The sequence below is a fragment of the Candidatus Woesearchaeota archaeon genome (assembly GCA_018303405.1).
In the GTDB taxonomy this organism is placed as follows: Archaea; Nanobdellota; Nanobdellia; order Woesearchaeales; family JABMPP01; genus JAGVYD01.
Genome location: JAGVYD010000005.1, coordinates 1 through 22,928 on the forward strand (window position 1 = coordinate 1; position 22,928 = coordinate 22,928).

Below are 22,928 nucleotides of genomic sequence, written 5' to 3' on the forward strand. Positions count from 1 at the left end.
CATTGCTTTACTATCCAAACTCTTTTTTCAAATGTCAATTTGTACATAAACATCACCGAGTGAGGTTTATGTGTAAACTAATAATGGGATAGCACAGTTTGTATTCGTATCCGAAACCTTTAAATAGAAGTGTCTATTTTAACCTTTCTACGTTGACTTAAAGTCAACTAATCTATATGAAATTAAAGATATTTTAAAGGTGCCAGAAGATGACCAAGAAAAAGCACGAGCACGCTGAGGAAAAAGAGCCAAAAAAAGAGGCCGTGCAGGATCCTAAGGATGTTCAAATTGCAGAGCTGACAGACACCCTGCAAAGGCTCCAGGCAGAGTTTGAGAATTACAAGAAAAGAGTGGACAAGGAAAAAGAGAGTTTTGCAAAGTACTGCAATGGAAAGATGGTTGCAAGGCTTTTGCCGCTGCTGGACAGCTTTGAGCAGGCCATCAAGAATGGCAATGGCGCAGATATTGAAAAGTTCAGGAAAGGCATTGAATTGATTTATGCCCAGCTGTATTCACTGCTTGAGGCAGATGGCTTAAGGCCTATCAAGGCTGTTGGAGAAAAATTTGACCCTTACAGGCATGAAGTGCTGATGCAGGCTGAAAGCGACAAGGATGACACCATACTTGAGGAATTCCAGAAAGGATACATGCTCGGGGATTCGGTCTTACGGCACAGCAAAGTGAAAATCGGCAAGAAAAAGCCAGAAAATCTTGCAGGAGAGGAAAAGAATGAAACCTAAAAGATATCCAATTGCAACAACAGGCGTTGTTGTGGCAAACAGGAAGAATGAGATTTTGCTGCTCAAGAGAACCAATAATCCATACAAAGGCTACTGGACAATTCCCGGCGGGCATATTGAATGGGATGAAGATGTGGCAAAATGCGCCATCAGGGAAACAGAAGAAGAGACTGGAATCAAGCTTGACAAGATCAGCTTCCTGAGGTATAACCAGGAGATAGACAGGAAGAGGGATTGGCACGCAATTGCAATTGTTTTTCACGCCAAGACATCAAAGAAGCCAAAAAAGAGGACAAATGAGGCCAGCGAAATCAGGTTTTTCAGCGAAAAGGATGCAAAAAAACTAAAGATAGCATTTGGGCACGGCAAGACAATCAAGGAGTACTACTCAAAATCTGCAGGGTGATATCATGAACATGGAAACAATCATGCCGGAAGGCGGGCAAAACAGGATGTACCTTTCATCAGAGCAATTGTTAAAATACCTCATCGGAAAGGATGAAACTGTTGACACATTAATTATTTGCGGCAAGGAAGGAACTTCTCTTTTTACAACGGATCTTGCCCTGCACGAGGCGTTCGGCTCAATCAAGCCATATGACAATGTGAAGACAAACAGGATTGCAAAGCTGTTTGAGAATGTTGATGTGGAATCTTTTAGGAAGGCGGCCAAAATGGGCAAGCCTGTCCTGACTCATGAAAGGGTCGAAGAGTTGAGGAGTGTTGCATTAAAAAATAAAAATGACAATCGGGGTGGATGAACATGGCAAAAATAATTGGGATAGACTTAGGTACCAGCAATTCAGCAGCAGCATTTTTGGAGGCGGGCAGGCCGAAGATCATACCGAGCGCTGAAGGTGCATCTTTGTATGGAAAGGCGTTTCCGAGCGTGGTTGCGTTCACAAAAGACAACCAGATGCTCGTTGGCGAGCCGGCCAAAAGGCAGGCAGTGAGCAATCCTGACGGAACAATTTTCGCAGCCAAGCGAAAGATGGGAACAAGCCACAAGTACAAGGTGCATGGCAAGGATTACACGCCACAGCAGATTTCTGCATATGTGCTCCAGAAAATCAAGAAGGATGCGGAGGAATTCCTGGGGGAAAAGATTGAAAAGGCAGTTATAACAGTGCCTGCATATTTTGATGATAACCAGAGGCAGGCGACAAAGGACGCAGGGACAATTGCTGGCCTTGAAGTTGTGAGGATAATCAATGAGCCAACTGCAGCCAGCCTTGCATATGGCCTGGACAAGGTTGACAAGGAGCAGAAAATTCTTGTTTTTGATTTTGGCGGCGGGACGCTTGATGTGACAATAATGGAATTTGGCCAGGGAGTGTTTGAAGTCAAGTCAACTTCAGGCGATACGCAGCTCGGCGGCACAGACATGGACAAGGCTGTTGTTGACTGGGTGGTAAAGGAATTCAAGAAGCAGGAAAATGTTGACATATCCAAGGACAGCATGGCCATGCAAAGGGTTAGGGAGGCAGCTGAAAAGGCAAAGATTGAGCTGTCAACAACATTGGATACTGACCTGAACCTTCCGTTCATTACTGCAACAAACGACGGGCCAAAGCATTTGACCATGAAATTGAGGAGGAGTCAGCTTGAGGAGCTTGTCAGGCCGATTATAGACAAGTGCAGGCACCCTGTTGAACAGGCATTGAAGGATGCCAAGCTCACCAGGAATGATGTTGACAAGATTATCATGGTCGGCGGCCCGACAAGGATGCCCATCCTGCAGAAATTTGTGGAAGACATGCTGGGCAAAAAAGTCGAGAGGGGCGTTGACCCAATGGAATGCGTTGCAATGGGTGCAGCCATCCAGGCAGGCGTGCTGTCTGGCGAAGTGAAAGATATACTTTTGCTTGATGTGACGCCTCTTTCCCTTGGCATTGAGACTCTGGGAGGCGTGTTCACTAAATTGATAGAGAGGAATGCGACTATCCCAACTAAGAAAAGCCAGACTTTCTCAACAGCAGCTGACAACCAGCCTGCTGTGACAATAAGGGTATTCCAGGGAGAAAGGCCGATGGCGAATGACAACAAATTGCTGGGCCAGTTTGACCTTGTTGGAATTCCACCCGCACCAAGAGGCATCCCGAAGATTGAAGTCACTTTTGACATTGATGCAAATGGCATTGTGCATGTTACAGCACATGACTTAGGAACAGGCAAGCAGCAGTCCATCAAGATAACAGCAAGCCAGAAGCTGAGCGACGATGAGATTGAGCGGATGAAAAAGCAGGCTGAAGAGCATGCGGATGAGGACAAGAAAAGAAAGGAAGAGGCTGAAGTGATCAACCAGGCTGACACACTTGTCTATTCCAGCGAAAAATTGTTCAAGGACTTTGAAGGCAAGGTCAAGGCAGATGAGCTCGAGCCTGTGAAAGGGGAGATTGCAGAGCTGAAAAAGCTGCTTGAGGCTGAAAGCAAGGATGCATCAGCAATCAAGGCAAAGACGGATAGCATCAATGAGAAAATCCAGAAGCTGAGCACAGAGCTTTATTCCAGGGTGCAGCAAGAGCAGGCAGCGCAGGCTGCTGATCCCGGCAACGGCCATGCCGAGCATGGCGACAGCCATGGAAATGACAGTCCCGGCGACGAAAAAGTTGTGGATGCTGAATATGAAGTGAAGGACAAGGAAGGGAAAGGCGCGGAAGGTGACAGGAAAGCCGGGAAGAAGAAGTAATTAGAAAGATTAAGTTTGAATGGCAAATCACTTGGATTCGAAGTTGTGTTTAAGTTGCATGAACGTGGCCAATGGAAGTCGGAGAAGTAGTGCCAGAGGTGCACTTTTTTCCTGTTCGACCTTAACAAAACTCAAAATATCCGATATATCCGCTGGAAGATGATCATCAACTAAGGTTTTACCACCCATTAATGCATTGGCACGATACTGTGAAAATTGATCAGGATCCGATGTTTGATAAGTAGGAGTGGCATTTTCCCATAATTTGAAGGCTTCCTTAACAGTTGGAACATAGAGTACATATGTGACTTGAGATTTTGGATTGCCTGGTGGCAACAACACTTCCGCGAAGGAATAAGCACTTCGCCACGGGAATGGTACGTCATCGAACATGGGGATTAGCATATGGGCAAAATTATAAATCTTTGCAAAAGAAGGCTGGACTGGATTAAATTTAAATAGAACCAAAGAAGGACTTAAGAAGATGGCAGGGGAAAAAGACTACTACAAAATTCTCGGCGTTGAAAAGGGTGCAAGCAAAGAGGACATTAGAAAAGCCTACAAGAACCTTGCCAAGAAATACCACCCGGACCTCAATAAAAGCCCGGATGCCACTGAAAAGTTCAAGGAAATCAACGAGGCTGCGGCTGTGCTTGCTGACGACCAGAAGCGGCAGCAATATGATGCCTATGGCACAACAGCCGAGCAGTTCGGCGGGGCAGGATTTGACTTCCGCGATTTCATGAGCGGCCATGACTTTGATTTTGACACTATTTTTGACAGCTTTTTCGGGGAAGGCGGCTCAATTTTCGGGGGCCAGGATATTTTTGGGAGGGGCAGGAGAAGGTCAAGAGGCCCAAGAAGGGGCGAGGACCTGAGGTATGACATCGAGCTTGAGCTCGAAGACGCTGCTTTTGGCGCAAAGAAGGAGATTGTCATACCTAAGCTGGAAACCTGCAACAAATGCAACGGCAAAGGCGCCAAGGACCATGAGGACATACAGGACTGCCCGGAATGCCACGGCTCAGGGTATGTCCAGGAAACCAGAAGGGTTGCATTCGGGGTTTTTGCAACAACATCGCCATGCAGAAAATGTAATGCATCCGGCAAGTTTATCAAAAATAGGTGCATGCACTGCGAAGGCACCGGCAGGCTTGAAAAAACAAGCAGGATTGAGGTGGAAATTCCGCCGGGAGTGGATGAAGGGACAAGGATGAGGGTTGCGGGCGAAGGCCAGGCCGGGGAAAGGAATGCGCCTCCTGGCGACCTGTATGTTGTCCTGCACATCAACGAGCACAGGATTTTTGAAAGAAGAGGGGAGGACATCTATGTTGAAGTGCCCATTAATTTCACAACTGCGGCATTGGGCGGTGAAATTGAAGTTCCAACACTGGAAGGCAAGGCGACCCTGAAAATACCGGAGGGAACGCAAAGCCACACTGTTTTCAAGATGAGGAACAAGGGAATGCCAAGATTGCACGGGCATGGATATGGCGACGAGCTTGTGAAGGTCAAAGTGGTTGTCCCGGAAAGGCTCACAAAAAAACAGCAGGAGATTATTGAGGAATTGGCAGATGAGCTTGGGGAAGAAGTCAAGCCGCCAAAGTCATTCTTCAAGAAGATAAGGGAAGCGTTCTAGAATTTTTGGATTTTCATAAGGAGAAAAAACTTGTTCACTCTTGTCACCGCCAATATGATTAGTGATATTGCAATGTACACGGCCAATGCATATCCAAACATGAGCATCAATGGATATAGATCCCCAAGATAAATATATGCAACTATCAGCTGCATCGGTGCATAGGTATCCTGTACCGTGCCTCCATCCGGCAATTGTACATTCTCGTGCATGATTGGCAACAGCAATACCAGAAGCGTCAAGGTGACATTTACTATTGTGGGCCTGAGGAATCCAAATGCCATGGTGGCTAATAATCAGGCATATTTTAAAAAGGTTGCTGAAATAATAAAATATTATTTTTTCTTTATGACCGCTATGGTTACATCATCGTCACTATGCCTGCGCAGCTCTTTCATAATTGCCTGGTAAATTGTCTTGGCCTTCTCAGCCTTTACTTCCTGCAACAGAGGCTCGAGCCCGGTGCCCGCGAAGTTCATTGCGCCCTTTTTCTGCTCTGTCAGGCCGTCGGTATAAAGCAGCATTATGTCTCCCTGGCCGAGCAAGGCTATTTCGTTTACAGCATAATGGTCCTTTGTGCCAAATGTGGGCTCGAAATGCTCAATATCATGGTGGTATCTTGAGGGCAGGACGCCGAGAAAGGTGGAAGCAGCAGTGTACTTTCCGTCCAACTTCTCGAGCCGGTTATTTTCATTGGAAAAAACAAGAGGAGGAGGATGGCCTGCAAGGAGGTACCTGAACCTGCCGTCATTTGCAACCTCGCCATAAATCATTGTCACAAAGGGCGGGCTGGCCATTGTTGAGTGGCTGACAAGGTTGTACAGCCGCGTATTGAGCTTTTCAAAAAGCCGCGGTGTGATTTCGCCATGCTGCTCGAGCTCATAGCCAATGCCCATCTTGAAGGCGGCGTAAAGATATACGCCCATCGTGCTGTCAGTTATCCTGTGGCCAGCCACATCTGCAATCAATATGCCGAAGCGGTCAAGGTTTTTTGACAAGGCTGCTGCCAATTGCTGGTTGTTTTGCTCCAAGGCGCGCTCAATTTTCTTGGCAAGGTTATGCTCATGGAAATTTATGGTGATTGCAAGGTCACCTGACACCTTGCCCTGCAGCGGCTGGGAGCGCACATAGTAATCTATCCCAGGAAGCTGGGGAAAGCTGTCCTGGCGCGGCAGAGTCAGGCCTGCCAGATTCTGAAAATGCTCAATTTCACGCCTTAGACGCCCCAGTTCCTTTTCCAGTTCAGCCCTATCCATACCTTTGATTGGTTTCATACTTGCCTCATAAAAAGTGCCCACTGGCTATTTCATAGCTCTGGCTGGTATTGATTAATCCAGTTTAAAGTGGACGCAGATGCTGTTATTGGGAAAAATGAGGGTTAATAAAGCTATGTTTAAATTGTTTTTTCTCGACGGAGAGATGGCAGTAGTGAGTCTTGATGCCCTCATTCAATTATGATGTGTTTCCGCTTTTTTAGCGGAGACAATGACATTTTCTTTTCCCTGGACCTTAACAGCCGGATGAAGCGGGATATTTCCGGATCATCAGCTACAAGTGTATCAATTAGTTTACGGCGCAATTCAACCCCGACCAATTTTTGCCGGGGCGACTGGAAACCGATTATCAGCTGCGACTCCGAATCGAAATTAACTCCCAGGTACACCATTTCCTTCCTGGAATTGAGTCCCAGCGGAACATAATAGTCGTGTGGAAGAAGGAGAGTGTCTGAATACCGCATCTTAACCCCCTGGTCAGCAATTCTCTTGACCTTATAGCCAGACTCCGAAAACCTGCCAACTATGCCAAAGCTTGGGTCAACCAGAATAGGGTTTGCTGAAAGTATCTTTTCAATGCTGTCCGGACCTTTTGCAATTTGCTGATTGTCCATCAATGGCTCCTCACTAACCAGCAGGAATACATGGCTGCTGGCCTTATCGACAAAATAATTTGTGTCATGGCCTGTGGCCCTATATGCGAAACTTGCCGGGTACTGCTGGCGGATTGCATGATAAGCGGCAATCATCAGTTCAGAACATGAGCCTGATGTGATATTGGCAGCGTGGTTATAGAAAGGGTCGAATTTGAAAACCCTGTCTTCCGGATTATAAGATATGGCCATTCCATTGTCTAGAATGTTGAATTGCCCGTATTTGTACTGCCCAATGATTTTTTTCAGGCCTTGCTCAACCATATCAGAGACAGAAGGTGGCGACTTTTAAAGTTTTGTATTGTAACTACTACTCTGTAAAAAATTAAGTTGAATCCAACCTAAGTCAGTGAATTTCAAAAATTCCATAGTTAGATTTCAATTCAACAAATATTTCTCATAATACATAAACCTTTTATAATTCTGCAGCAAGGATTTCCATATGGCTATGTCATTCAGGGGATGGGCTAAGAATTACCTGTCAGGTCTGCTTGTATACACTTCGGGAATGGCATTGTTCAATTTCTTGCCATACTACCAGTCCGGCCTCTCCTGGCAAACCCAATGGACACTGATGTATCTCTATCTTTCCTATGTGATTTTGTCCCCGCTTTACTATGCATTCCTGAAAAATGGTTCGGGGGAAGGCAAGCCTTTCCTTTTCCTGAGGGCCGTAAAAAAATATTTTTCCACAGTTTTCTGGCCAGGCAAGCATTCTGAAATTTCAAGGGAAGAGAAGGTGGCAACTCTTTTCATGGCAGTGAAGCTCTTCTACCTGCCGACGATGATCAATTTCTTCTGGAACAACCTGGGCATTGCCAGGCCTTTTTATGAGAATTTCCAGTGGTATCCCTTTGCGCTGAATTTCCTGTTTGTTGTGGACACGCTTATTTTTGCATTTGGCTATGCCTTTGAATTCAGGTTCCTGAAGAATGTTGTGAAATCAGTTGAGCCCACCATATTCGGCTGGGCAGTGACACTGATTTGCTATCCACCTTTCAACATGTTTGCAGGAAAATATGTGCCATGGGGGGCAAATGACTATGCTGATTTTGGGAATGTGACAATTTATGCCCGGATAATTTTGGTGCTGTTGCTTGCAATATTTGTGGCTGCAAGCATTTCGCTCGGATTCAAGGCGTCCAACCTCACGAACCGGGGAATTGTGTCAAAGTTTCCTTACTCAGTTGTCAGACATCCTGCCTATGTCAGCAAGATTTTGATATGGTGGATTACATTGGTCCCCGTCATGAGCATCCCGTTTGCGCTGGGCATGTGCTTCTGGACAATAATCTATTTTTTCAGGGCAATGACCGAGGAAAGGCACCTGATGCAGGACCCGGATTATGTTGCGTACTGCAGGAAAGTGAAGTATAGGTTTGTGCCGGGGATATTTTGATTTGATGCTATAATGTTCTTCACTTGCAAAATGTTCATCACTCTGAAAGGACTACGTTCACATAGCTTTATTAATCATAGATAGATTCAGTTTTTTATGAATAAAAAACAGATGGCATACCAAACAACAAGGATTTTGTATGGCAAAGAGGATATTATCCTTCTTGGCTCTGCCGCGCTTTTTGGCTGGAACTCCGCTGATTATTTAGCCAACGCCCAGGATTTTATGCGCTATGCAATAGGAGGGGCATTTGGCCTTGCATCCCTGTCTGTTGGCTTTTTTGCTTTCCTTACAGTAGGAACAAGGCATTACCTGAATAAGGATCGGAAAAAACTCGAAAATGACGGGGCAAGCTATCCTCTCCAAAATTCAGAAAGAATAACAATAGAAGATGCAGATGGCTTGGAAAACCTGCTAGAAAGGACCCGTGCGGGCGAAAGAAAGGAATGGGGAACTTTGCTGAAAGCTTACGATGATAAAGGAACGACAGTTGTTACAGAGATACTTCACCCCGGGATTGCTGAAGCAGAAGGATTGATATTTTTTTTGACTGGAGGGACCGGCCAAGTAAATTCTGCATTGGCACGGCAGCAAGGGTATAATGGATTCCACCATTACCATCCAAATCATGGACCAGGATGGGCTGGCGCAGGGAATTTTTCGATTGGACTGGTGGATAGGAATAAACCATTGGACTGGATAAACCTTTTGACCTTCAACATGCCTGATGGCCCTGAAATAATCGGATTTAACCAGCGATTTGTATATGTGCCATTAGAAAAAGGGAGCAAAAATGAGCTTGTGAGAGCTGACCACGGCAAAATAATGGAATATTTGGGGGCATGAACTGGATTTCCACAAAATTATTTCCTAACCTTGCCAAGCAGATGATTCTGCTCCAGGAATTCCGCAACCATTTTGTCGACGTATTTCTTCCAGTTTCCGTTCCTGGTGATAATTCTCCTGACTTTTGTGCCGGAAATGCCGCGATAGATGTCGACTTTCCTGATAGGGAATTTGTGTTTTCTGAACAAGACCAGCATGTCATTGTTGCCCGAAAACATGATGGAATTGTTTGGCACAGCCTTTCGGAATTTTCGCATCCAGACTGCATCGCTTTTGGTATCCGGGATTCCAATAAGCTGGCAATTTTTTATCTTGAGCTTTCGCAAAGCAGCTTTTATCATCTGATTTCTTTCAGAATAAGTGAATGGGTTGTTCCTGCCTTTTTTCTGGCGTGTCCCGACAAGGATTAAAACCTCGGTATAATCCCTGCTTAGCTTCTTGACTACCCAAAGGTGGCCCAGATGGAATGGCTGGAACCTTCCTAAAAACAAGGCTGTCCTTGTGCTTTTTTTCATTTTTCAGTTTTAGTTCCACAATCATAAAAACTTTTGCATTATGAGACTAACAAGAAAACCCCCCAAACCATCAACGCTGTTCCGGCAAGATGGTAGACAAAGTTCTTCCTTTCCCTGAAAAGGAAAAATGCCACGACAACGGAAAACAGGATTGCCAGGCGCTTTATTGCAATGACATAAGCCACATATGTCAATGTCAAAGTGTACAAGTGGATTGCATACACAACAACCAAAATTGCGGCATATATGGCGCCATGCCGTAATTCCCATTTGTACTTTGAAAAATCAATGCGCTGGTGGTGCTTTCTCACATAAAAGGCTGCAAATGGAAGGACAAAAAAAGACCACAACATGAGGTATGACTCAAAATTTGTGTGGGTGACCATGTACTTGTCAATGACAGAGCCCAGGCCATAGAGCAATGCGACATAGAACATATACCTTGAGCCCCTGTTCCGGAAAATTGTCATGATTGGGGTGAGCAAATTTCCGCCACTGTCCCCTGCGTTGAGGATGTACGTTCCAAGAACTATCGCACTAATCCCGATCAACCCTGTTTGCCCGGGCGCTTCCCCGAGCCAGTAGAAAGCCAGGAGCGTGGTGAATAATGGTGTGAGGGAAAGCAGGGGAATTGTCTCGCCAACTGAAGCATACTTCAAGGATTTGAGGAACAGAAGTTCTTCTATGAGGATCAGGATTCCTGAAAATATGTAGAGAGGGATGAGGGCTAACGGCAGCGACACCTTGTCCCAGAAAATAATCATGCCAATAAGGCTCAGAATGGCAAATACCGAGTTGTAGATGAGAAAGAAAATCAATGCATCAGCCTTTTGCATGGATTTCTTTGCCCAAAGCTGGGCCACAGAGTAAGCGGCTGCAAGGAGCAGCCCGAAGATGATCCATTCCATGCAGGAAGAGAGTTGTGCTTGCTATTTATTGTTTTTGGAAACTGCAGTGCATGGCCGAAACTGGATGGCAAAATTTTTAAAGTGTGACAGCTCAAAGCGCCTGTAGATGGGACTTTTAGGCAAGCTGAAGTTTTGGAAAAAAGAGGACGACAGCCTGGATGACCTGGGCTTGGGTGGCGGTGACTTAGGTAGTGCTCCGGGAACTGACCCTTTCGGCGGTGCGAATGACCCATTTGCAAGTGCAGGCGATAATCCTTTTTCTGACATGCCAATGAATTTGCCAGGCCAGGGAATGCGCTCGCCCCAAGGCATGCCGCCAATGAGGCCCCAGATGAGGCCAAGCATGGACAGCCCTAATTTTGGGCAGCCTGGTTTTGGAAGCCAGCAAGCGCAACAGCCATTGGAGCAGCCGGATTTCAACAGGCCATTTACAATGAGTGCCCAGCAACAGCAGCAGGGCCAGGCCATGGCAAATAACAATTATGCGCTGTCAAAAGACATAGAGCTAATATCAAGCAAGCTTGATTCCCTGAGGGTTTCACTTGACATGATTAACCAGAGGCTTTCGAATATTGAGCGCATGAATGAAAGGGAACAGGTCAGGAAAAAAACAGGATGGTAGGCTTTTCTCAAGCTTTTTTTGGCGTAGTCCCGCAAGATTCCCAGTAAATTTTTATACAGGCAGGCCAATGAACGCTTATGAAGATTGATAATGACAGCAAGAAATTTTTTATTGCGGCGATTATTGTGATTGCGCTTGATTTGTTCTCCAAGATCCTGGTGCGAAATTTTATAGCATTGGGGCAGGAGATAAGGATTTTTGGGATTTTCAGCCTGACGCATACAACGAATACCGGTGCCGGCTTCAGCATTCTGCAGGGCTACAATGCAGTCTTGATATGGGTTGCTGTCATGGCAATGGGAGCTCTTGCCTATTATATCAATGAGTTTAAGGGCAAGAGTGCCGTATGGATTGGAATGGCTTTTGGCGGGATTGCAGGCAATTTGGTTGACAGAATTGCTTTTGGGAGGGTAACTGATTTTCTTGATTTTCATTATTGGCCTGTGTTCAACATAGCGGATTCAGCCCTGGTTTTAGGAGTAATCTTCTATGCATGGCAGACTATGCGGGAAAAATAAGTAGTGCCATTTAGTTCTTACATTTATTGTTAAATTTATGCTTTTTGTTAAGAGTTATATAACACAATAATTAAATGAATATACATAATAAGTATACTAATATATAAAAACATAAAATTTATATACTAGTTCTGTAATTAATATATTATGCAAAACATCCAAGTGTTTTGCGCCACCTAACCTATGCAGGAAATTTGCAAAGGTAGCAAGAAATTGCTAACAAAGCAAGAAATCCGCTATATCACATCAATGGAAGATGGGCACAACCACTATCGATTGCCTTCGTGACAATTCTGATACGTGCCGAGTCCGCCTCAGCCCATCTTCCATAATTCTAATTATGGATAATTGATTATTCAGATTGAAACAGATACCGTTAGAAATAAGATTAAACCTAGAATTCCTCGAAATCCTGCAGATTCTTCAGGTAGCCTTTCCTTTGCAGGAAATCAACCTGGGTTTTCCTGTATTTGAAAATTATATCGCCTTTGTCATCCCCGCTAAGCTCCCATGGCTCAATCAGCACAAGATCGCCTTCCCTTACCCAGAGCTTTCTCTTGAGCCTGCCGGGAATCCTGCAGATTCGCATCTTTCCGTCCAGGCAGCGCACTTTTGCCCTGCTCCCTCCAACCCTTTGCTCAAGAATGCCAAACACCTCATTTCCGCGCGGGAGTTTTACTCGCCTTATCTCTTCCTCAATCTGCTCCTGCCTTGCGAGTTCTTCCTTTTTCTTGCTCATGGCTTCCTCGGAATGCATGGGGTTTTATATATGTTTCTAATTGAAGTTTTGAATCCTAAGACAAAGGCTTTTATAGATTAATTTTTTTGACATTGAGATGCCACCCAAACCAAAGGTATACCTGGCCAATGCCGGCACAATCAAGAGATTACTGGCATTCATGCTCGATTTGTTGCTGCTCAATCTTATTGTATTGACTCCATTCCGAGGCCTGCTGAACAGCTCACTTCCAGAGGGAGACTTTGAATCAATGTACAATTTAATGCTGCAGAATGACGGCGTATACAGTACTGTTTATGCAAGCGCCGTGGCCATAGCCCTGATCATATTGTCCTATTTTGTATTTACTGAATGGAAATTGGGGCAGACGCTCGGGAAAATGATGTTTGGGCTGTTTGTTGTTGCTGAAACTAATGGCAGGCAGGAAAAACTTGACATTAAGGAAAGGGTGAAATTTTGGCAGGCTCTTGTGAGGTCTGCCTATTTTGTTCCAATATTCCCCTTGTTTTTCCTGATAATTATTGACCCGATTTACATGCTATTCAATAAGAATGGCCAAAGGCTCAGTGAAAGGCTGAGCAGGACAAGGGTTGTTGAGATGTACAGGTGGATGTAAGATGATCATTAGGTTTTTAATGTGCACAGATTTTCAATGGGCATTGGATTTTAAGGAGTGAACAATATGGCAGCGCAGAACAATATGGGAAAAAACACAGCATCGGGTGGAAAGTCCAAATGGATTTTTATTATAGGCATATTATTTATTTTATGGCTGATAAGCATTGTTGCTGCGGGCGCAATAAGCCTGTATTTTGGAGGGGATTATAGCATTGAGAGCAAGATGGGCCAGGGAAATGTGGCAGTGATTTCCGTAAAGGGCGAGATTACCGGCGATAAAACAGGCAGCTTATTGCTTGATGAAGGAACTGCGTCAACAACTGTTGTTAAGTTCATCAAGGCTGCAGACAAGGATCAGGGGGTTAAGGCCATACTTCTGGAAATCAACAGCCCAGGAGGGGCAGCGGTTGCCAGCGAAGAGATCATGGCAGCTTTTTCCAAATCACAAAAACTCAAGGTGGCTGTGATAAGGGATGTTGGGGCATCAGGAGCCTATTGGATTGCCTCACCCGCAGACAGGATTTTTGCAAGCAGGATGTCCCTGACAGGGAGCATAGGGGTCATATCCAGCTACCTCCAATTTGAAGGCACAATGCGCAAGTATGGCATCACATACGAAAGGCTCGTGGCTGGTGAATACAAGGATATTGGCTCGCCCTTCCGAAATATTACAGATGAGGAAAAGACCATGTTCCAGGAAAAAATTGACAAGATCCATGAATATTTCCTGAAAAGTGTTGCAGACAACAGGAACATGAGCAAGGAAAACATTGCAATTGTGTCGCACGGCAGCTTTTTCCTCGGGGAGGAGGCGCTGGAGTTAGGCTTGATTGATGAGATAGGCAATAAGGATGATGCTGTCAAGTATATTGAACAGGAAATCAATGCAAGCGCCAAATTGGTGCAATATGAGGAAAGAAGGGGGCTTTTCAACAGCATTATTGACACAATGTCCCACCAGTCATTTTATGTCGGGCAGGGAATTGGCTCTGTGATTTCGCGGCCAGGCATTGAGGAAAGCATTAATATCAGGACCTGATCCAGGTTAAATATTGGGATTGGAATATTGATAGAGAGGAGTGTTGCTTGTTATGGTAACAAAAGAAGAAGTGATTGAAACATTGAAAACATGCATGGATCCCGAACTGCAGATGGATGTCTGGACATTGGGATTGATATATGACATAAGCATTGCCAATGAAAGGGATGTTACCATACAGATGACTTTTACAACTCCCATGTGCCCATATGGCCCAATGCTGATGGATGAAGTGTATAAAAAAGTGCGCAGCATTGAGACAAGCAATAAAGTCAAGATTGACATAACCTTTGACCCCCCATGGAAGCCGAGCGATGAACTCAGGGCGATGATGGGCATTTAGTTTTCTAACATATGCGGCGAGAGTGGCAAAAAGTAAGCTGCCAAGAGTCAGCAGGCATCAATGCTCCTGAGAAATACGGCTAATCCTGTCATTCAGTTCGGGGATAGTGTTGCCATTGCCAGCATTGGCACCTGCATTCACGCCGAGTCCGGAATCATCCTCCACAAGCGAAACTGTCAGGAAAGTTGTCTTGCCCGGCAAAACAATGAAGTTCGCCTCATAAGAATAGTAGCCTTCAGCTGATATTGTGAGGCTGTGCCCGCCAGTAGGCAGGCCAATTATTGTCCTTGGCGAATTGCCCCTGATTTGTCCATCAATATAGAACAGTGCATCAGGGGGGTCAAATTTAATATCAAGCACACCAAATTCTGAAGAAGCTGCTGTAGCCTGGCCCTGTATCTCCTGCCCTCGCGGCACCAGGAGCACAGCGGTAATCAATGCTGCAAGCACCACTAAAACAGTAACATTGAAGGACGAATTCCTGTGTTCAGGACTGCTGCCGGATTTTTTTTGGGTTTGCTTTGCCATTCTTACCTCACCCGACCTGTTGGGTTTTTTCATTGCATGAGGCCAGATGCCCTTAATTTTCAGCTACTGCCTCTTTCACTGCCTGGAGCAGCTCATCCCTCTGGAGGTTAGGATAGCTCGCTGCCGGAAAATTATTCTTTCCTAAGTATCCGCCACCGATTTCCCAGAGTATCATGCCGCCCAGGTTATTCTTCTTGATTACCCGGACGCCATTCTTGATTGTATTGGCATCCTGGAAAGTTATGAAAATGTCATTTGCCGTGCCGGAATTGTCCATGCTGAAATATGGAGCCTGATTGTATTGGTCGTATTTGATGTATTGCGGATACTTGTCAAGATAGCATTTTCTAATGGCAAAATACCTGGATTCAACTGCATTCCTGATCGTGCAGTCAGTTTGGCCTGCTTTCCCAACTGACAGCCATGTTGGCACAGTGCTCCATGTTTCACGAGGATTCAGCAGCCCATTTGTGCCAGCTGAATTCACTCCGCCCTGCCAGTAATGGCCATTGAAATCAATCCCGCCGCCAAGCTTATTTCGCGGGATCCCATAGCCAAGATATTCATTGATTTTTTTCTCAACGGTATTCATGCAATCGGCTTTGCCCACCCTGTAGTCAACAGAACTGCAGGAGCCATCCGGGTTCTTTACATTCTCAGCGGCATTGTTGTGCCACATCTTGCCCCACCAGGTGCCCATGAGATCATAGGACATTATGTTAAGCTGGTCGATATATTGATGCGATTGGCCCCAGTACGTACCGGCAAAGCCCATTGCAGCAGTTATGATGGGCCGTTTTGTATTATCATAATAGGCATACTGTTGATTGAGCCTATTCCTAAGCTCCTGGGCAAATAGAGGCAGTGGCGGGCCCCAGACAGACACTGTACCGCCTTCTGGGTCCAAATCAATGCCATCAAACTGGTATTTGTTCATGAAAGCGACCAAGTTGTTAATAGCCTTGGTTCGCAAGGCCGGGTCAGGCATGACCTCATCCCAGCCTCCTTTGCCAGCGCCTCCAACACTGAAAAGAACTGGCTTACCGTGCGCATGGGCTGCCTGGACAATAGTCCTGAGCCTCAAATCAACCCAATTTCCATAGGGATTCGTATCCACATTACAGCAAGTGCCGTCTATATTAATGCTTGTTGCAAAGAATATCAAGTGCGTAAATGCGTCCCAGTCGATTTCGTCGACTGTCAGCGCACCTTCATTTGAAGCAGTGCCGGGAATATTAAGCTCCCATGATGGGAGATAGGCAGTGACCCACAGGCTGGAGTTGGTAATATTAGGAGGGGGCGGCACGCTGGATACTGTTACAAGGATTGCACTGGATGATGCAGAGTTGCCTGCTGCGTCAAATGCCTTTGCTGAAAGAGTCTTGCTTCCTGAAAGGCCTGCTGTGTTCCATGCAAAATTATAAGGCGAGGAAGTGTCAGTGCCCAGCAGGGTTGAGCCAAGATAGAACTCGACTCTTGTGACGCCGACATTGTCCGATGCTGTTGCTGCAAGATTAACAGTGCCTGAAACAGTCTGGCCATTGGCTGGATAAGCCAAGCTGACACTTGGAGGCGTTGTATCTGTAACTGAGGTTGATTTTGTAACTCGGACAGCTGAACTTGATGCAGTGTTGCCAGAAGTGTCCACTGCCACTGCGCTCAGGAAATAAGTTCCATCTGATAATCCTGAAGTTGACCATTGTATGCTGTAAGGCGAGGCTGTGTCTTCGGCTATTAGCGTTGTGTCGCGGTAGAATTGCACTTTCGCAATTCCAACATTGTCTGATGCTGTTGCGCTTATGGCAACTGTGCCGGAAACAACGCTTCCCATGGTTGGTGTTGTGATTGAAACAGTTGGTGGCGTTGTGTCAGCTGGAGGCAAGTTAGACACTGAAAAGCTTGAGGCTTCTTCAATTATTGAGCCTGTTGAAGTTGTTATAACTGCCTTGATTTGCCGTGGGGAAGGCCCTGTGACAGCCCAGGGTATTGCAAGAGCTGCATCCCCTCCCTGGAAATCCCAGGGAGCAGCGCCCTCATCCTTAACATAAGTGTTGTCAATGTAAAATGAGATTCGGGTGATTCCTGTTTCAGGTAAGACAAAGATGTAGGCATTTGTGCCTGCGCTTAGAGTAGCCCCATTTAATGCCTTGGCTGAAGCCCTGTCAGCGGAAAGGCTGTACAGGATGTTATAATCAGTCGGTGGGATGTCATTGCATATTCCATTGCTGCACATCTGGTTTGCTGAGCACAAAGCTGTTGAGCTCCATTCCAGGCATGAATCAGGGTCATAATTTCCGCATGTTTGGACTCCACTGCCTGAGCACTGCTTTGCGCCGGCTGTTGAACATTGGTTAGTGCAGGGCGGCACAACACCGCCTGATTTTGCGTTCATAATCGCATTGTGGTCGATTATTATGTACTCATCAGATGCACCTTCCCTTATCTGCATCCCATTATTGCTCAGCCACCAGCCAGGCACTTCAGTTGCGCCATACTGCCATAGGAAGGCACCGCCATACGCATCTTCTTGCTCTACCACATCAAGCCAGGAGATATATTCCGTATGATCAGTCTTGTAGCCATATTCCCCCAGTATCACCGGCTTGTTCAATTCAGCTGACACCTCAGCATGGTCCCTAATCCAATTTATTGAATCATCATGAGTCATTCTCCAGCCGTCATCTGGGTACATATGGAGCTGGCCAAAGTCTATTTCCGGAATTGCGGTATTAAGGTAGAAGCTTGACCCCTCATCTCCGCCCATGACCCAATTTGCAAGGCTGCTGTAGGTGGAATATTTGCTATTATACGGGCTTCCGTCAAACCCTTCCTCACCGGTTGTGACCAGATGCTTTGAATCAATTGATTTTATGTATTTGGCAATGTCCCTGTAAAAATCCCTAAGCACAGTTCGGTCAGCATAGACAAACCTGGCTTCATTGACAATTTCCCATGCCATTATTGCAGGGTCATCCTTATACTTGATGCCATTGTATGTATTAACCCGGTTAAGCATGACAGATATGTGATTCTTGAAAAGCTGCCTCACATCAGGGTCCGTATAGAATAGGGTCTTCTCTCCTGTTTTGCCGGCCCAGCCAACATAAGTTGCAATGCTTCCATATTCCTTGTTGGCATTGACAAATGGGAGTATGAGCTTGATATTGCGCTTGCCAGCCTCGGCAATCACATAATCCAGGGCCTTGAAAGTGTTTTCATCGTAAATGCCTGCGCTTGATTGGAGTGTCACCGAGCCAGGATCAGCAGGGCCATCAGCGAATGCCCAAGTTCGTATTACACGTATTCCAATTTCATTTGACCTATCCAGCTGCTGGAGGACTGCATTTTGGTACCCCAGCGCTTTTGCCTGCATGAGGAAATAAGCGTTATTTCCTCCGAAATAGAATGGCTTGCCGTTGAGCATGAAATTTGTTCCGCTCACTGTTACAAAGCCGCTCAGATTAACAATCGGAGGGGTAATGCATGATCCAGCCTGGCATATTTTTCCAGCTGTGCATGATGTCCACTGTCCATTCTGGCAGTATTCGTTGGGATTGGCTGGATTGCATGTAAGGCCTGTACAGGCTGTAGGTGTTTTGCAGGCACCGTTTTGGCATATTTGCCCTGATGCGCAGGCTGACCATTGGCCATTGAGGCAGTATTGACTGCTGTTTGCCGGATTGCAGGATGGCGCATTACAGGTTTGAGGTGGCACGCTTATTACACTAATTGATACAGGAGATGATGTTCCGACATTGCCAGCAGCATCATAAGCCTTTGACACTAAAATTTGCGTGCCGGACAATCCAGCTGTGTTCCATGAGTATGAATAAGGCGAGGATGCGTCAGCGCCCAAAAGTGTTGTGCCCCTGTAGAATTCCACTTTTGTGACAGCTTTGTTGTCTGACGCGGAGGCAGATATTGTGGCAATGCCTGACACGGTCGCGCCTGAAGTTGGAGAGGCAATGGAAACTGAAGGTGCAATTTGATCTTCTACAACCGGGCCTGACTCGCCTGTAAACTTGATATTGTCAATAAAAAAGATTCTTGTTGCGCCATTGAACTCCTGGACATAAAATGATGTAATGCCGTAATTATTGGGATTTAGCTCGCTGAGCGGGATGGAAATTGTGTTCCACGTGTTCGCAGCAATTGTTCTTTGAGAACTAGGGAATGCCAGGCCATCATCATTTTCCATCCTGACATTGATTTTTCCTCCTGTGGTGCCGCCATGTATCATGAATTCAAAGTTTTTGTATTGAGCCGGAAGTATATCCTGGCCAAGACCCCATGGCCCATTCCTAATCCTTAGCGCGCCCCATGGACCAAGAGAGGATTTGATACTATACGAATCTGAGAATACTGTTTCAGTGCTGGAATATTCAATGGACGCCCCCCATGGAGCGCTATACCAGGGTGAGTTCAGTGCATCTGAATAGACAACAAGTTCTTTGGTTTCAGTTGGAATTACAGCACAATTTCCAGATTGGCAGGTTTGCCCTGAGGGGCATGAGGCCCATTGGCCGTTCAGGCAGTATAGATTGGTGGTTGTTGGATTGCAATCACCTGATTCACAAACTGCAGGAGTCACACATTTCCCCTCAGCGCATATCTGGCTGGAGGAACAGGATGCCCATTGGCCGTTCAGGCAATACTGCTGCCTGTTGGCAGGATTGCATGTATTGGCATTGCAAACTGATGGTTTTACACAAAGGCCGCCATCGCAAACAAATCCGGATGAGCATGCTGTCCATTGGCCATTTGCGCAGTATTCGCTTTTATTTGAAGGGTTGCAGGAAGGTGAGCTGCATTCTGCTGCAGGCGGCATCGTGCATCTTCCGGCGTCACATATCTGATTTGTCGTGCAAGAAGCCCACTGGCCATTGAGGCAATACTGCTGCCTGTTGATGGGGTTGCATGCCCCTGCTTCACAAACAGGATGTACAGCACAAATCCCGCCGAGGCAGGTCTGGCCCTCCGGGCATTTAACCCATTGGTTGTCCAGGCAGTAATGCTCTGCAGAGTCAGGATTGCAAGATGGCACCGCACATTGGGTGTAGGGTGCGTATTGGATTGTAACTGCTGCCGTATCCGAAGAGGCGCTGTAAATATCAGTTGCCTGTGATTCAATTGTATTGCTGCCTTCAGCAAGACTGACAGTTGTGCTCCATGATGCGGTCTTGCCGGAAAGCTGGATGGTTTTTTTAACAGCATTGTTTACCTTGACATCGACCTTGCTCAGCCCATTATCGTCAGTAGCTGTGCCAATCACCGCCACTGCAGATGTAGTGAATGTCTCGCCAGTAGTGGGGGAGCTTATCATTATTCTCGGTGGATTTGCTGTGCCCAAGGTGTCAAGCTCCCCTATTTCGATATTGTCAATCCTGTAGCCGCTGGTTGTTCCGCCAAGGCTAGAAACGTATTCAAATGAGATGAAATTCCTGCCGTCCCTAAGCATTTGCCTGCTAAGCGGAATGACTGCTGTTTTTGTTTGCATATCGCCGACAATTGAGCCAGGAAGATTCAACGCATAGCCATTTATTTTTAAGCGGGCTTCATTCAGGGAATCTATGTCATAGGCTGTTATCAGTATTGCTGGCTGGCTGATGGCTGATGGATCCAAATAAGTTATGTAGCTTTTGACTGTCCCGACTGTTGTTCCAAAAAAATTCAAAGGCAGGGTGTTTGTGGTCTTGCGGATTTCAGTATCAATGGATGCCTGCGTTATTCTGAAACCATATGTCGAGCCGCCCAAATCCGATGAATATTCAATTGTCAGGTCATTGAGGCCGTCCTTGAGGTGGGTTGCGCTGATTGGGATTTCAGCAGTCATGGTCTTTTCATTTGAGTATATTGCTGACGGCAGAGACATCTCATAGCCATTGACATATACCCTGGCTTCAGCAGCGGAATCAAGGTCATATGCAGATAATGTCAAGGTCGGCTCAAGGGTCTCGTCTGCATTGTATTCAAAGCTTGTGGACATCTGGGTGCCGACCGGCTTTCCATAGAAGTCAAAAGGAATTCTGTCAAAAGCTTTGGCGCCCAGGACAATTTTGTAAATCCTGAAGCCAGTTGTTGTTCCATCGAGATTGCTTGCAAATTCAAACGTGACTTCATTGACCCCGTGCTTGAGAACCGACTTGGGGATTGGGACTGTTCCCTTTATTGTATTTTGGTCAGAGAATATGTTCGCTGGCAGTGGTATAAGGTTGCCATTGACATACATCTTGGCTTCAGCTTTTGCGTCGAGGTCAAATGCAGCAAGGGTGATATATGGCTCAACTGCTGTGTCCAGGTTGAATTTCAATGGGACAGTTTTCTTGGTTCCGACCGGCTGGCCAAAGAAATCCAAGGGCAAGATAGAATAGGCAGCAATGCTTCCACCAGCTGTTGATTCGCCAAGGCATTTGCCATCCCCACACCCTTTGGCGCAATTGAACAGTTGCATGTTATATGCCCCATTCTGCAGACAGGTGTATTCCTGCAAAGCATTGGCATTTGACTTGGAGCAGGAATCAGAAATTTTGAAAGGCTTGCCGCCAAGCGCGCCGGAAACAGTTCCCCTTTCATAGTAGGATAATCCGCCGTCACTGTCATCGCAATATGTCATCGACTTGTTCAAATCGGCAAGCGAGGCAACGACATTGAAGCGGGAGCTGGTGCCGGTCAGCTGGTTTCCAGAAGGTTCGCGCGCAATTATGATAATTTTTCCAGAGCCAAGATATAATGCCTTCAGGTCTTCAGGGATGTACCAGTCATAATAATTGCTGTCAGCTATATTGCTTGCAATAGTGTATGGCGCGAGTTGTGCAAGGCTGCATGGCGGATCCATGTCAAGGCAGGCTGGGTACACGGGCTCAAGCACAACGGATATCAGAGTTCCCTCTGCAAGCGCATTGGAAATCCATTGAATCCTGTACCCACGGCCTAATTGCCATATGCCATTTTCCTTAGGCGAGAAAACTTGGATGTACTTTGCGCTGCTGTCTGTTCCTGTATCCATGCCAGTGTTGGTTCCGGATGTGCCTTTTATCAAAGTAGCTTCAACAGTGGTAACATCGTTATAGATGACTTCTACGGTCCGCATATAGTCCTGGTAGCCATCCATCGACAGTTTGAGCTGGTAAGGGCCAGTTGGCATGCTGGTCAATTTCAATGGAGTCCTGCCCTGGTATTTTCCATCAAGATAAATGTCTGCGGCATTGGGCACAGAAGTTATGAACAGGCTGCCTTTCCTGGAAGTCAGCTCAGCCTTGATAGTTGTCTGCTGGCCAGCGTTTAGGTAAAGCGTTTTCTTGTAGTCAAAATGATTGGTCTTTTCAATCCGAAGTGAATGCTTGCCTTCGGCCAAGCCGGATATTTCAAGAGGGGTTTTGTCGGCCAATAATGTTTCATCCAGGTATACATTTGCGCCGTCGGGAACTGATTGGACAATAAGCGATGCCCCATTTTCAACTGCAACCAAATTTCCTGTGATCCTGTCAAAAGTCACTTTATTTTCCGGAGGGGAGCAAGCGGACAGGAGAATTAGCAAAAAGGAAACAGCGACGAGGCTAAGATATGCTTTTTTCATCTTTTGAACCAGCCCTTTTTTCATGCCAGACCGTGCATGCCAAGCAATATTGGCATGGCGCCACACTAATAATTTTCAACCCTGTATTGAACCCTAGCTCATATTAACTGTAAAGTCATTTACATTTGATATAATTGCATATATCAGTTTACTAATCTGTATATAAATATTTTGGTGGTTATGGCTGTAAACAGAACCGGTGGTTATGCGAATAAAAACAACCCAGAAGAGATTGAAAATAACAAAAAAAGAAAACAGGCAGGCAAATTGGGCCTGCAAATA

The 22,928-nt window shown here is 46.0% G+C and carries 21 protein-coding genes; 12 read left to right on the forward strand and 9 right to left on the reverse strand.

The window, feature by feature from the left end; genetic code table 11:
• Positions 1 to 209: 209 nt before the first annotated feature.
• The 4 genes from grpE to dnaK are packed head-to-tail and all read left to right on the forward strand — an operon-like array spanning position 210 to position 3,429.
• The gene (gene grpE / locus J4227_00870; GenBank protein ID MBS3109063.1) at positions 210 to 740 is read left to right on the forward strand and encodes a nucleotide exchange factor GrpE; all 531 of its coding nucleotides are present in this window, start codon (positions 210 to 212) and stop codon (positions 738 to 740) included.
• A complete protein-coding gene (locus J4227_00875; protein ID MBS3109064.1) occupies positions 730 to 1,146 on the forward strand; it encodes an NUDIX hydrolase in 417 nt (138 codons plus the stop codon). The genes grpE and J4227_00875 overlap by 11 nt, the downstream gene beginning before the upstream one ends.
• Positions 1,147 to 1,150: 4 nt before the next feature.
• On the forward strand, positions 1,151 to 1,501 hold the full coding sequence (locus tag J4227_00880; GenBank protein MBS3109065.1) for a hypothetical protein: 351 nt from the start codon (positions 1,151 to 1,153) through the stop codon (positions 1,499 to 1,501).
• Between the two features lie 2 nt (positions 1,502 to 1,503).
• Complete coding sequence (gene dnaK, locus J4227_00885; GenBank protein ID MBS3109066.1) at positions 1,504 to 3,429, forward strand: molecular chaperone DnaK; 1,926 nt, start codon at positions 1,504 to 1,506, stop codon at positions 3,427 to 3,429.
• Between the two features lie 27 nt (positions 3,430 to 3,456).
• Here dnaK and J4227_00890 read toward each other — a convergent pair whose 3' ends face one another.
• Entirely contained in the window at positions 3,457 to 3,822 is a 366-nt protein-coding gene (locus J4227_00890) for a hypothetical protein (protein MBS3109067.1), read from the reverse strand.
• Between the two features lie 91 nt (positions 3,823 to 3,913).
• On the opposite strand from J4227_00890, the gene dnaJ reads away from it, so the two are divergent.
• A complete protein-coding gene (gene dnaJ, locus J4227_00895) occupies positions 3,914 to 5,068 on the forward strand; it encodes a molecular chaperone DnaJ (GenBank protein MBS3109068.1) in 1,155 nt (384 codons plus the stop codon).
• Here the strand turns inward: dnaJ and J4227_00900 are convergent.
• The 3 genes from J4227_00900 to J4227_00910 form a co-directional block, all read right to left on the reverse strand.
• Positions 5,065 to 5,352 (reverse strand): hypothetical protein, encoded by a 288-nt coding sequence (locus tag J4227_00900; protein MBS3109069.1) that lies wholly within the window; start codon positions 5,350 to 5,352, stop codon positions 5,065 to 5,067. The genes dnaJ and J4227_00900 overlap by 4 nt on opposite strands.
• 51 nt (positions 5,353 to 5,403) lie before the next feature.
• Complete coding sequence (locus J4227_00905) at positions 5,404 to 6,342, reverse strand: serine/threonine-protein phosphatase (protein MBS3109070.1); 939 nt, start codon at positions 6,340 to 6,342, stop codon at positions 5,404 to 5,406.
• Positions 6,343 to 6,512: 170 nt separating this feature from the next.
• The gene (locus tag J4227_00910; GenBank protein ID MBS3109071.1) at positions 6,513 to 7,259 is read right to left on the reverse strand and encodes a hypothetical protein; all 747 of its coding nucleotides are present in this window, start codon (positions 7,257 to 7,259) and stop codon (positions 6,513 to 6,515) included.
• Positions 7,260 to 7,437: 178 nt separating this feature from the next.
• On the opposite strand from J4227_00910, the gene J4227_00915 reads away from it, so the two are divergent.
• Positions 7,438 to 8,394 carry a hypothetical protein gene (locus J4227_00915; protein MBS3109072.1) on the forward strand — a complete coding sequence of 319 codons (957 nt, stop codon included), beginning with the start codon at positions 7,438 to 7,440 and terminating at the stop codon, positions 8,392 to 8,394.
• Between the two features lie 96 nt (positions 8,395 to 8,490).
• Complete coding sequence (locus tag J4227_00920) at positions 8,491 to 9,240, forward strand: hypothetical protein (GenBank protein MBS3109073.1); 750 nt, start codon at positions 8,491 to 8,493, stop codon at positions 9,238 to 9,240.
• A gap of 17 nt (positions 9,241 to 9,257) precedes the next feature.
• Here J4227_00920 and J4227_00925 read toward each other — a convergent pair whose 3' ends face one another.
• Complete coding sequence (locus tag J4227_00925) at positions 9,258 to 9,755, reverse strand: adenylyltransferase/cytidyltransferase family protein (GenBank protein MBS3109074.1); 498 nt, start codon at positions 9,753 to 9,755, stop codon at positions 9,258 to 9,260.
• A 38-nt stretch (positions 9,756 to 9,793) separates the two neighbouring features.
• Entirely contained in the window at positions 9,794 to 10,663 is an 870-nt protein-coding gene (locus J4227_00930; GenBank protein ID MBS3109075.1) for an EamA family transporter, read from the reverse strand.
• A gap of 106 nt (positions 10,664 to 10,769) precedes the next feature.
• Between J4227_00930 and J4227_00935 the strand changes: the two genes are divergently transcribed.
• Positions 10,770 to 11,285: a hypothetical protein gene (locus J4227_00935; GenBank protein ID MBS3109076.1), complete on the forward strand. Its 516-nt coding sequence runs from the start codon at positions 10,770 to 10,772 to the stop codon at positions 11,283 to 11,285.
• A gap of 77 nt (positions 11,286 to 11,362) precedes the next feature.
• Complete coding sequence (lspA, locus tag J4227_00940; protein MBS3109077.1) at positions 11,363 to 11,803, forward strand: signal peptidase II; 441 nt, start codon at positions 11,363 to 11,365, stop codon at positions 11,801 to 11,803.
• Between the two features lie 394 nt (positions 11,804 to 12,197).
• On the opposite strand, the gene eif1A is transcribed toward lspA, so the two are convergent.
• Positions 12,198 to 12,542: a translation initiation factor eIF-1A gene (gene eif1A, locus J4227_00945; protein ID MBS3109078.1), complete on the reverse strand. Its 345-nt coding sequence runs from the start codon at positions 12,540 to 12,542 to the stop codon at positions 12,198 to 12,200.
• Positions 12,543 to 12,639: 97 nt separating this feature from the next.
• On the opposite strand from eif1A, the gene J4227_00950 reads away from it, so the two are divergent.
• The 3 genes from J4227_00950 to J4227_00960 all read left to right on the forward strand — a co-directional run bounded on the left by J4227_00950 (position 12,640) and on the right by J4227_00960 (position 14,542).
• Positions 12,640 to 13,158, forward strand: coding sequence for an RDD family protein (locus J4227_00950; GenBank protein ID MBS3109079.1), 519 nt, complete (start codon positions 12,640 to 12,642; stop codon positions 13,156 to 13,158).
• A gap of 66 nt (positions 13,159 to 13,224) precedes the next feature.
• Complete coding sequence (gene sppA / locus J4227_00955; protein MBS3109080.1) at positions 13,225 to 14,199, forward strand: signal peptide peptidase SppA; 975 nt, start codon at positions 13,225 to 13,227, stop codon at positions 14,197 to 14,199.
• 52 nt (positions 14,200 to 14,251) lie between these two features.
• Entirely contained in the window at positions 14,252 to 14,542 is a 291-nt protein-coding gene (locus tag J4227_00960) for a DUF59 domain-containing protein (GenBank protein MBS3109081.1), read from the forward strand.
• A gap of 57 nt (positions 14,543 to 14,599) precedes the next feature.
• Here the strand turns inward: J4227_00960 and J4227_00965 are convergent, their stop codons facing one another.
• Both J4227_00965 and J4227_00970 read right to left on the reverse strand, forming a co-directional pair.
• Positions 14,600 to 15,070 carry a PEGA domain-containing protein gene (locus J4227_00965; protein ID MBS3109082.1) on the reverse strand — a complete coding sequence of 157 codons (471 nt, stop codon included), beginning with the start codon at positions 15,068 to 15,070 and terminating at the stop codon, positions 14,600 to 14,602.
• Positions 15,071 to 15,122: 52 nt separating this feature from the next.
• Positions 15,123 to 22,646 (reverse strand): PEGA domain-containing protein, encoded by a 7,524-nt coding sequence (locus tag J4227_00970; protein ID MBS3109083.1) that lies wholly within the window; start codon positions 22,644 to 22,646, stop codon positions 15,123 to 15,125.
• Between the last annotated feature and the right edge of the window lie 282 nt (positions 22,647 to 22,928).

Bases quoted from the DNA above. Each gene is read 5' to 3' on its own strand.
- grpE (MBS3109063.1), top strand. From the start codon at position 210: ATGACCAAGAAAAAGCACGAGCACGCTGAGGAAAAAGAGCCAAAAAAA.
- J4227_00875 (MBS3109064.1), top strand. From the start codon at position 730: ATGAAACCTAAAAGATATCCAATTGCAACAACAGGCGTTGTTGTGGCA.
- J4227_00880 (MBS3109065.1), top strand. From the start codon at position 1,151: ATGAACATGGAAACAATCATGCCGGAAGGCGGGCAAAACAGGATGTAC.
- dnaK (MBS3109066.1), top strand. From the start codon at position 1,504: ATGGCAAAAATAATTGGGATAGACTTAGGTACCAGCAATTCAGCAGCA.
- J4227_00890 (MBS3109067.1), bottom strand. From the start codon at position 3,822: ATGTTCGATGACGTACCATTCCCGTGGCGAAGTGCTTATTCCTTCGCG.
- dnaJ (MBS3109068.1), top strand. From the start codon at position 3,914: ATGGCAGGGGAAAAAGACTACTACAAAATTCTCGGCGTTGAAAAGGGT.
- J4227_00900 (MBS3109069.1), bottom strand. From the start codon at position 5,352: ATGGCATTTGGATTCCTCAGGCCCACAATAGTAAATGTCACCTTGACG.
- J4227_00905 (MBS3109070.1), bottom strand. From the start codon at position 6,342: ATGAAACCAATCAAAGGTATGGATAGGGCTGAACTGGAAAAGGAACTG.
- J4227_00910 (MBS3109071.1), bottom strand. From the start codon at position 7,259: ATGGTTGAGCAAGGCCTGAAAAAAATCATTGGGCAGTACAAATACGGG.
- J4227_00915 (MBS3109072.1), top strand. From the start codon at position 7,438: ATGGCTATGTCATTCAGGGGATGGGCTAAGAATTACCTGTCAGGTCTG.
- J4227_00920 (MBS3109073.1), top strand. From the start codon at position 8,491: ATGAATAAAAAACAGATGGCATACCAAACAACAAGGATTTTGTATGGC.
- J4227_00925 (MBS3109074.1), bottom strand. From the start codon at position 9,755: ATGAAAAAAAGCACAAGGACAGCCTTGTTTTTAGGAAGGTTCCAGCCA.
- J4227_00930 (MBS3109075.1), bottom strand. From the start codon at position 10,663: ATGGAATGGATCATCTTCGGGCTGCTCCTTGCAGCCGCTTACTCTGTG.
- J4227_00935 (MBS3109076.1), top strand. From the start codon at position 10,770: ATGGGACTTTTAGGCAAGCTGAAGTTTTGGAAAAAAGAGGACGACAGC.
- lspA (MBS3109077.1), top strand. From the start codon at position 11,363: ATGAAGATTGATAATGACAGCAAGAAATTTTTTATTGCGGCGATTATT.
- eif1A (MBS3109078.1), bottom strand. From the start codon at position 12,542: ATGAGCAAGAAAAAGGAAGAACTCGCAAGGCAGGAGCAGATTGAGGAA.
- J4227_00950 (MBS3109079.1), top strand. From the start codon at position 12,640: ATGCCACCCAAACCAAAGGTATACCTGGCCAATGCCGGCACAATCAAG.
- sppA (MBS3109080.1), top strand. From the start codon at position 13,225: ATGGCAGCGCAGAACAATATGGGAAAAAACACAGCATCGGGTGGAAAG.
- J4227_00960 (MBS3109081.1), top strand. From the start codon at position 14,252: ATGGTAACAAAAGAAGAAGTGATTGAAACATTGAAAACATGCATGGAT.
- J4227_00965 (MBS3109082.1), bottom strand. From the start codon at position 15,070: ATGGCAAAGCAAACCCAAAAAAAATCCGGCAGCAGTCCTGAACACAGG.
- J4227_00970 (MBS3109083.1), bottom strand. From the start codon at position 22,646: ATGAAAAAAGCATATCTTAGCCTCGTCGCTGTTTCCTTTTTGCTAATT.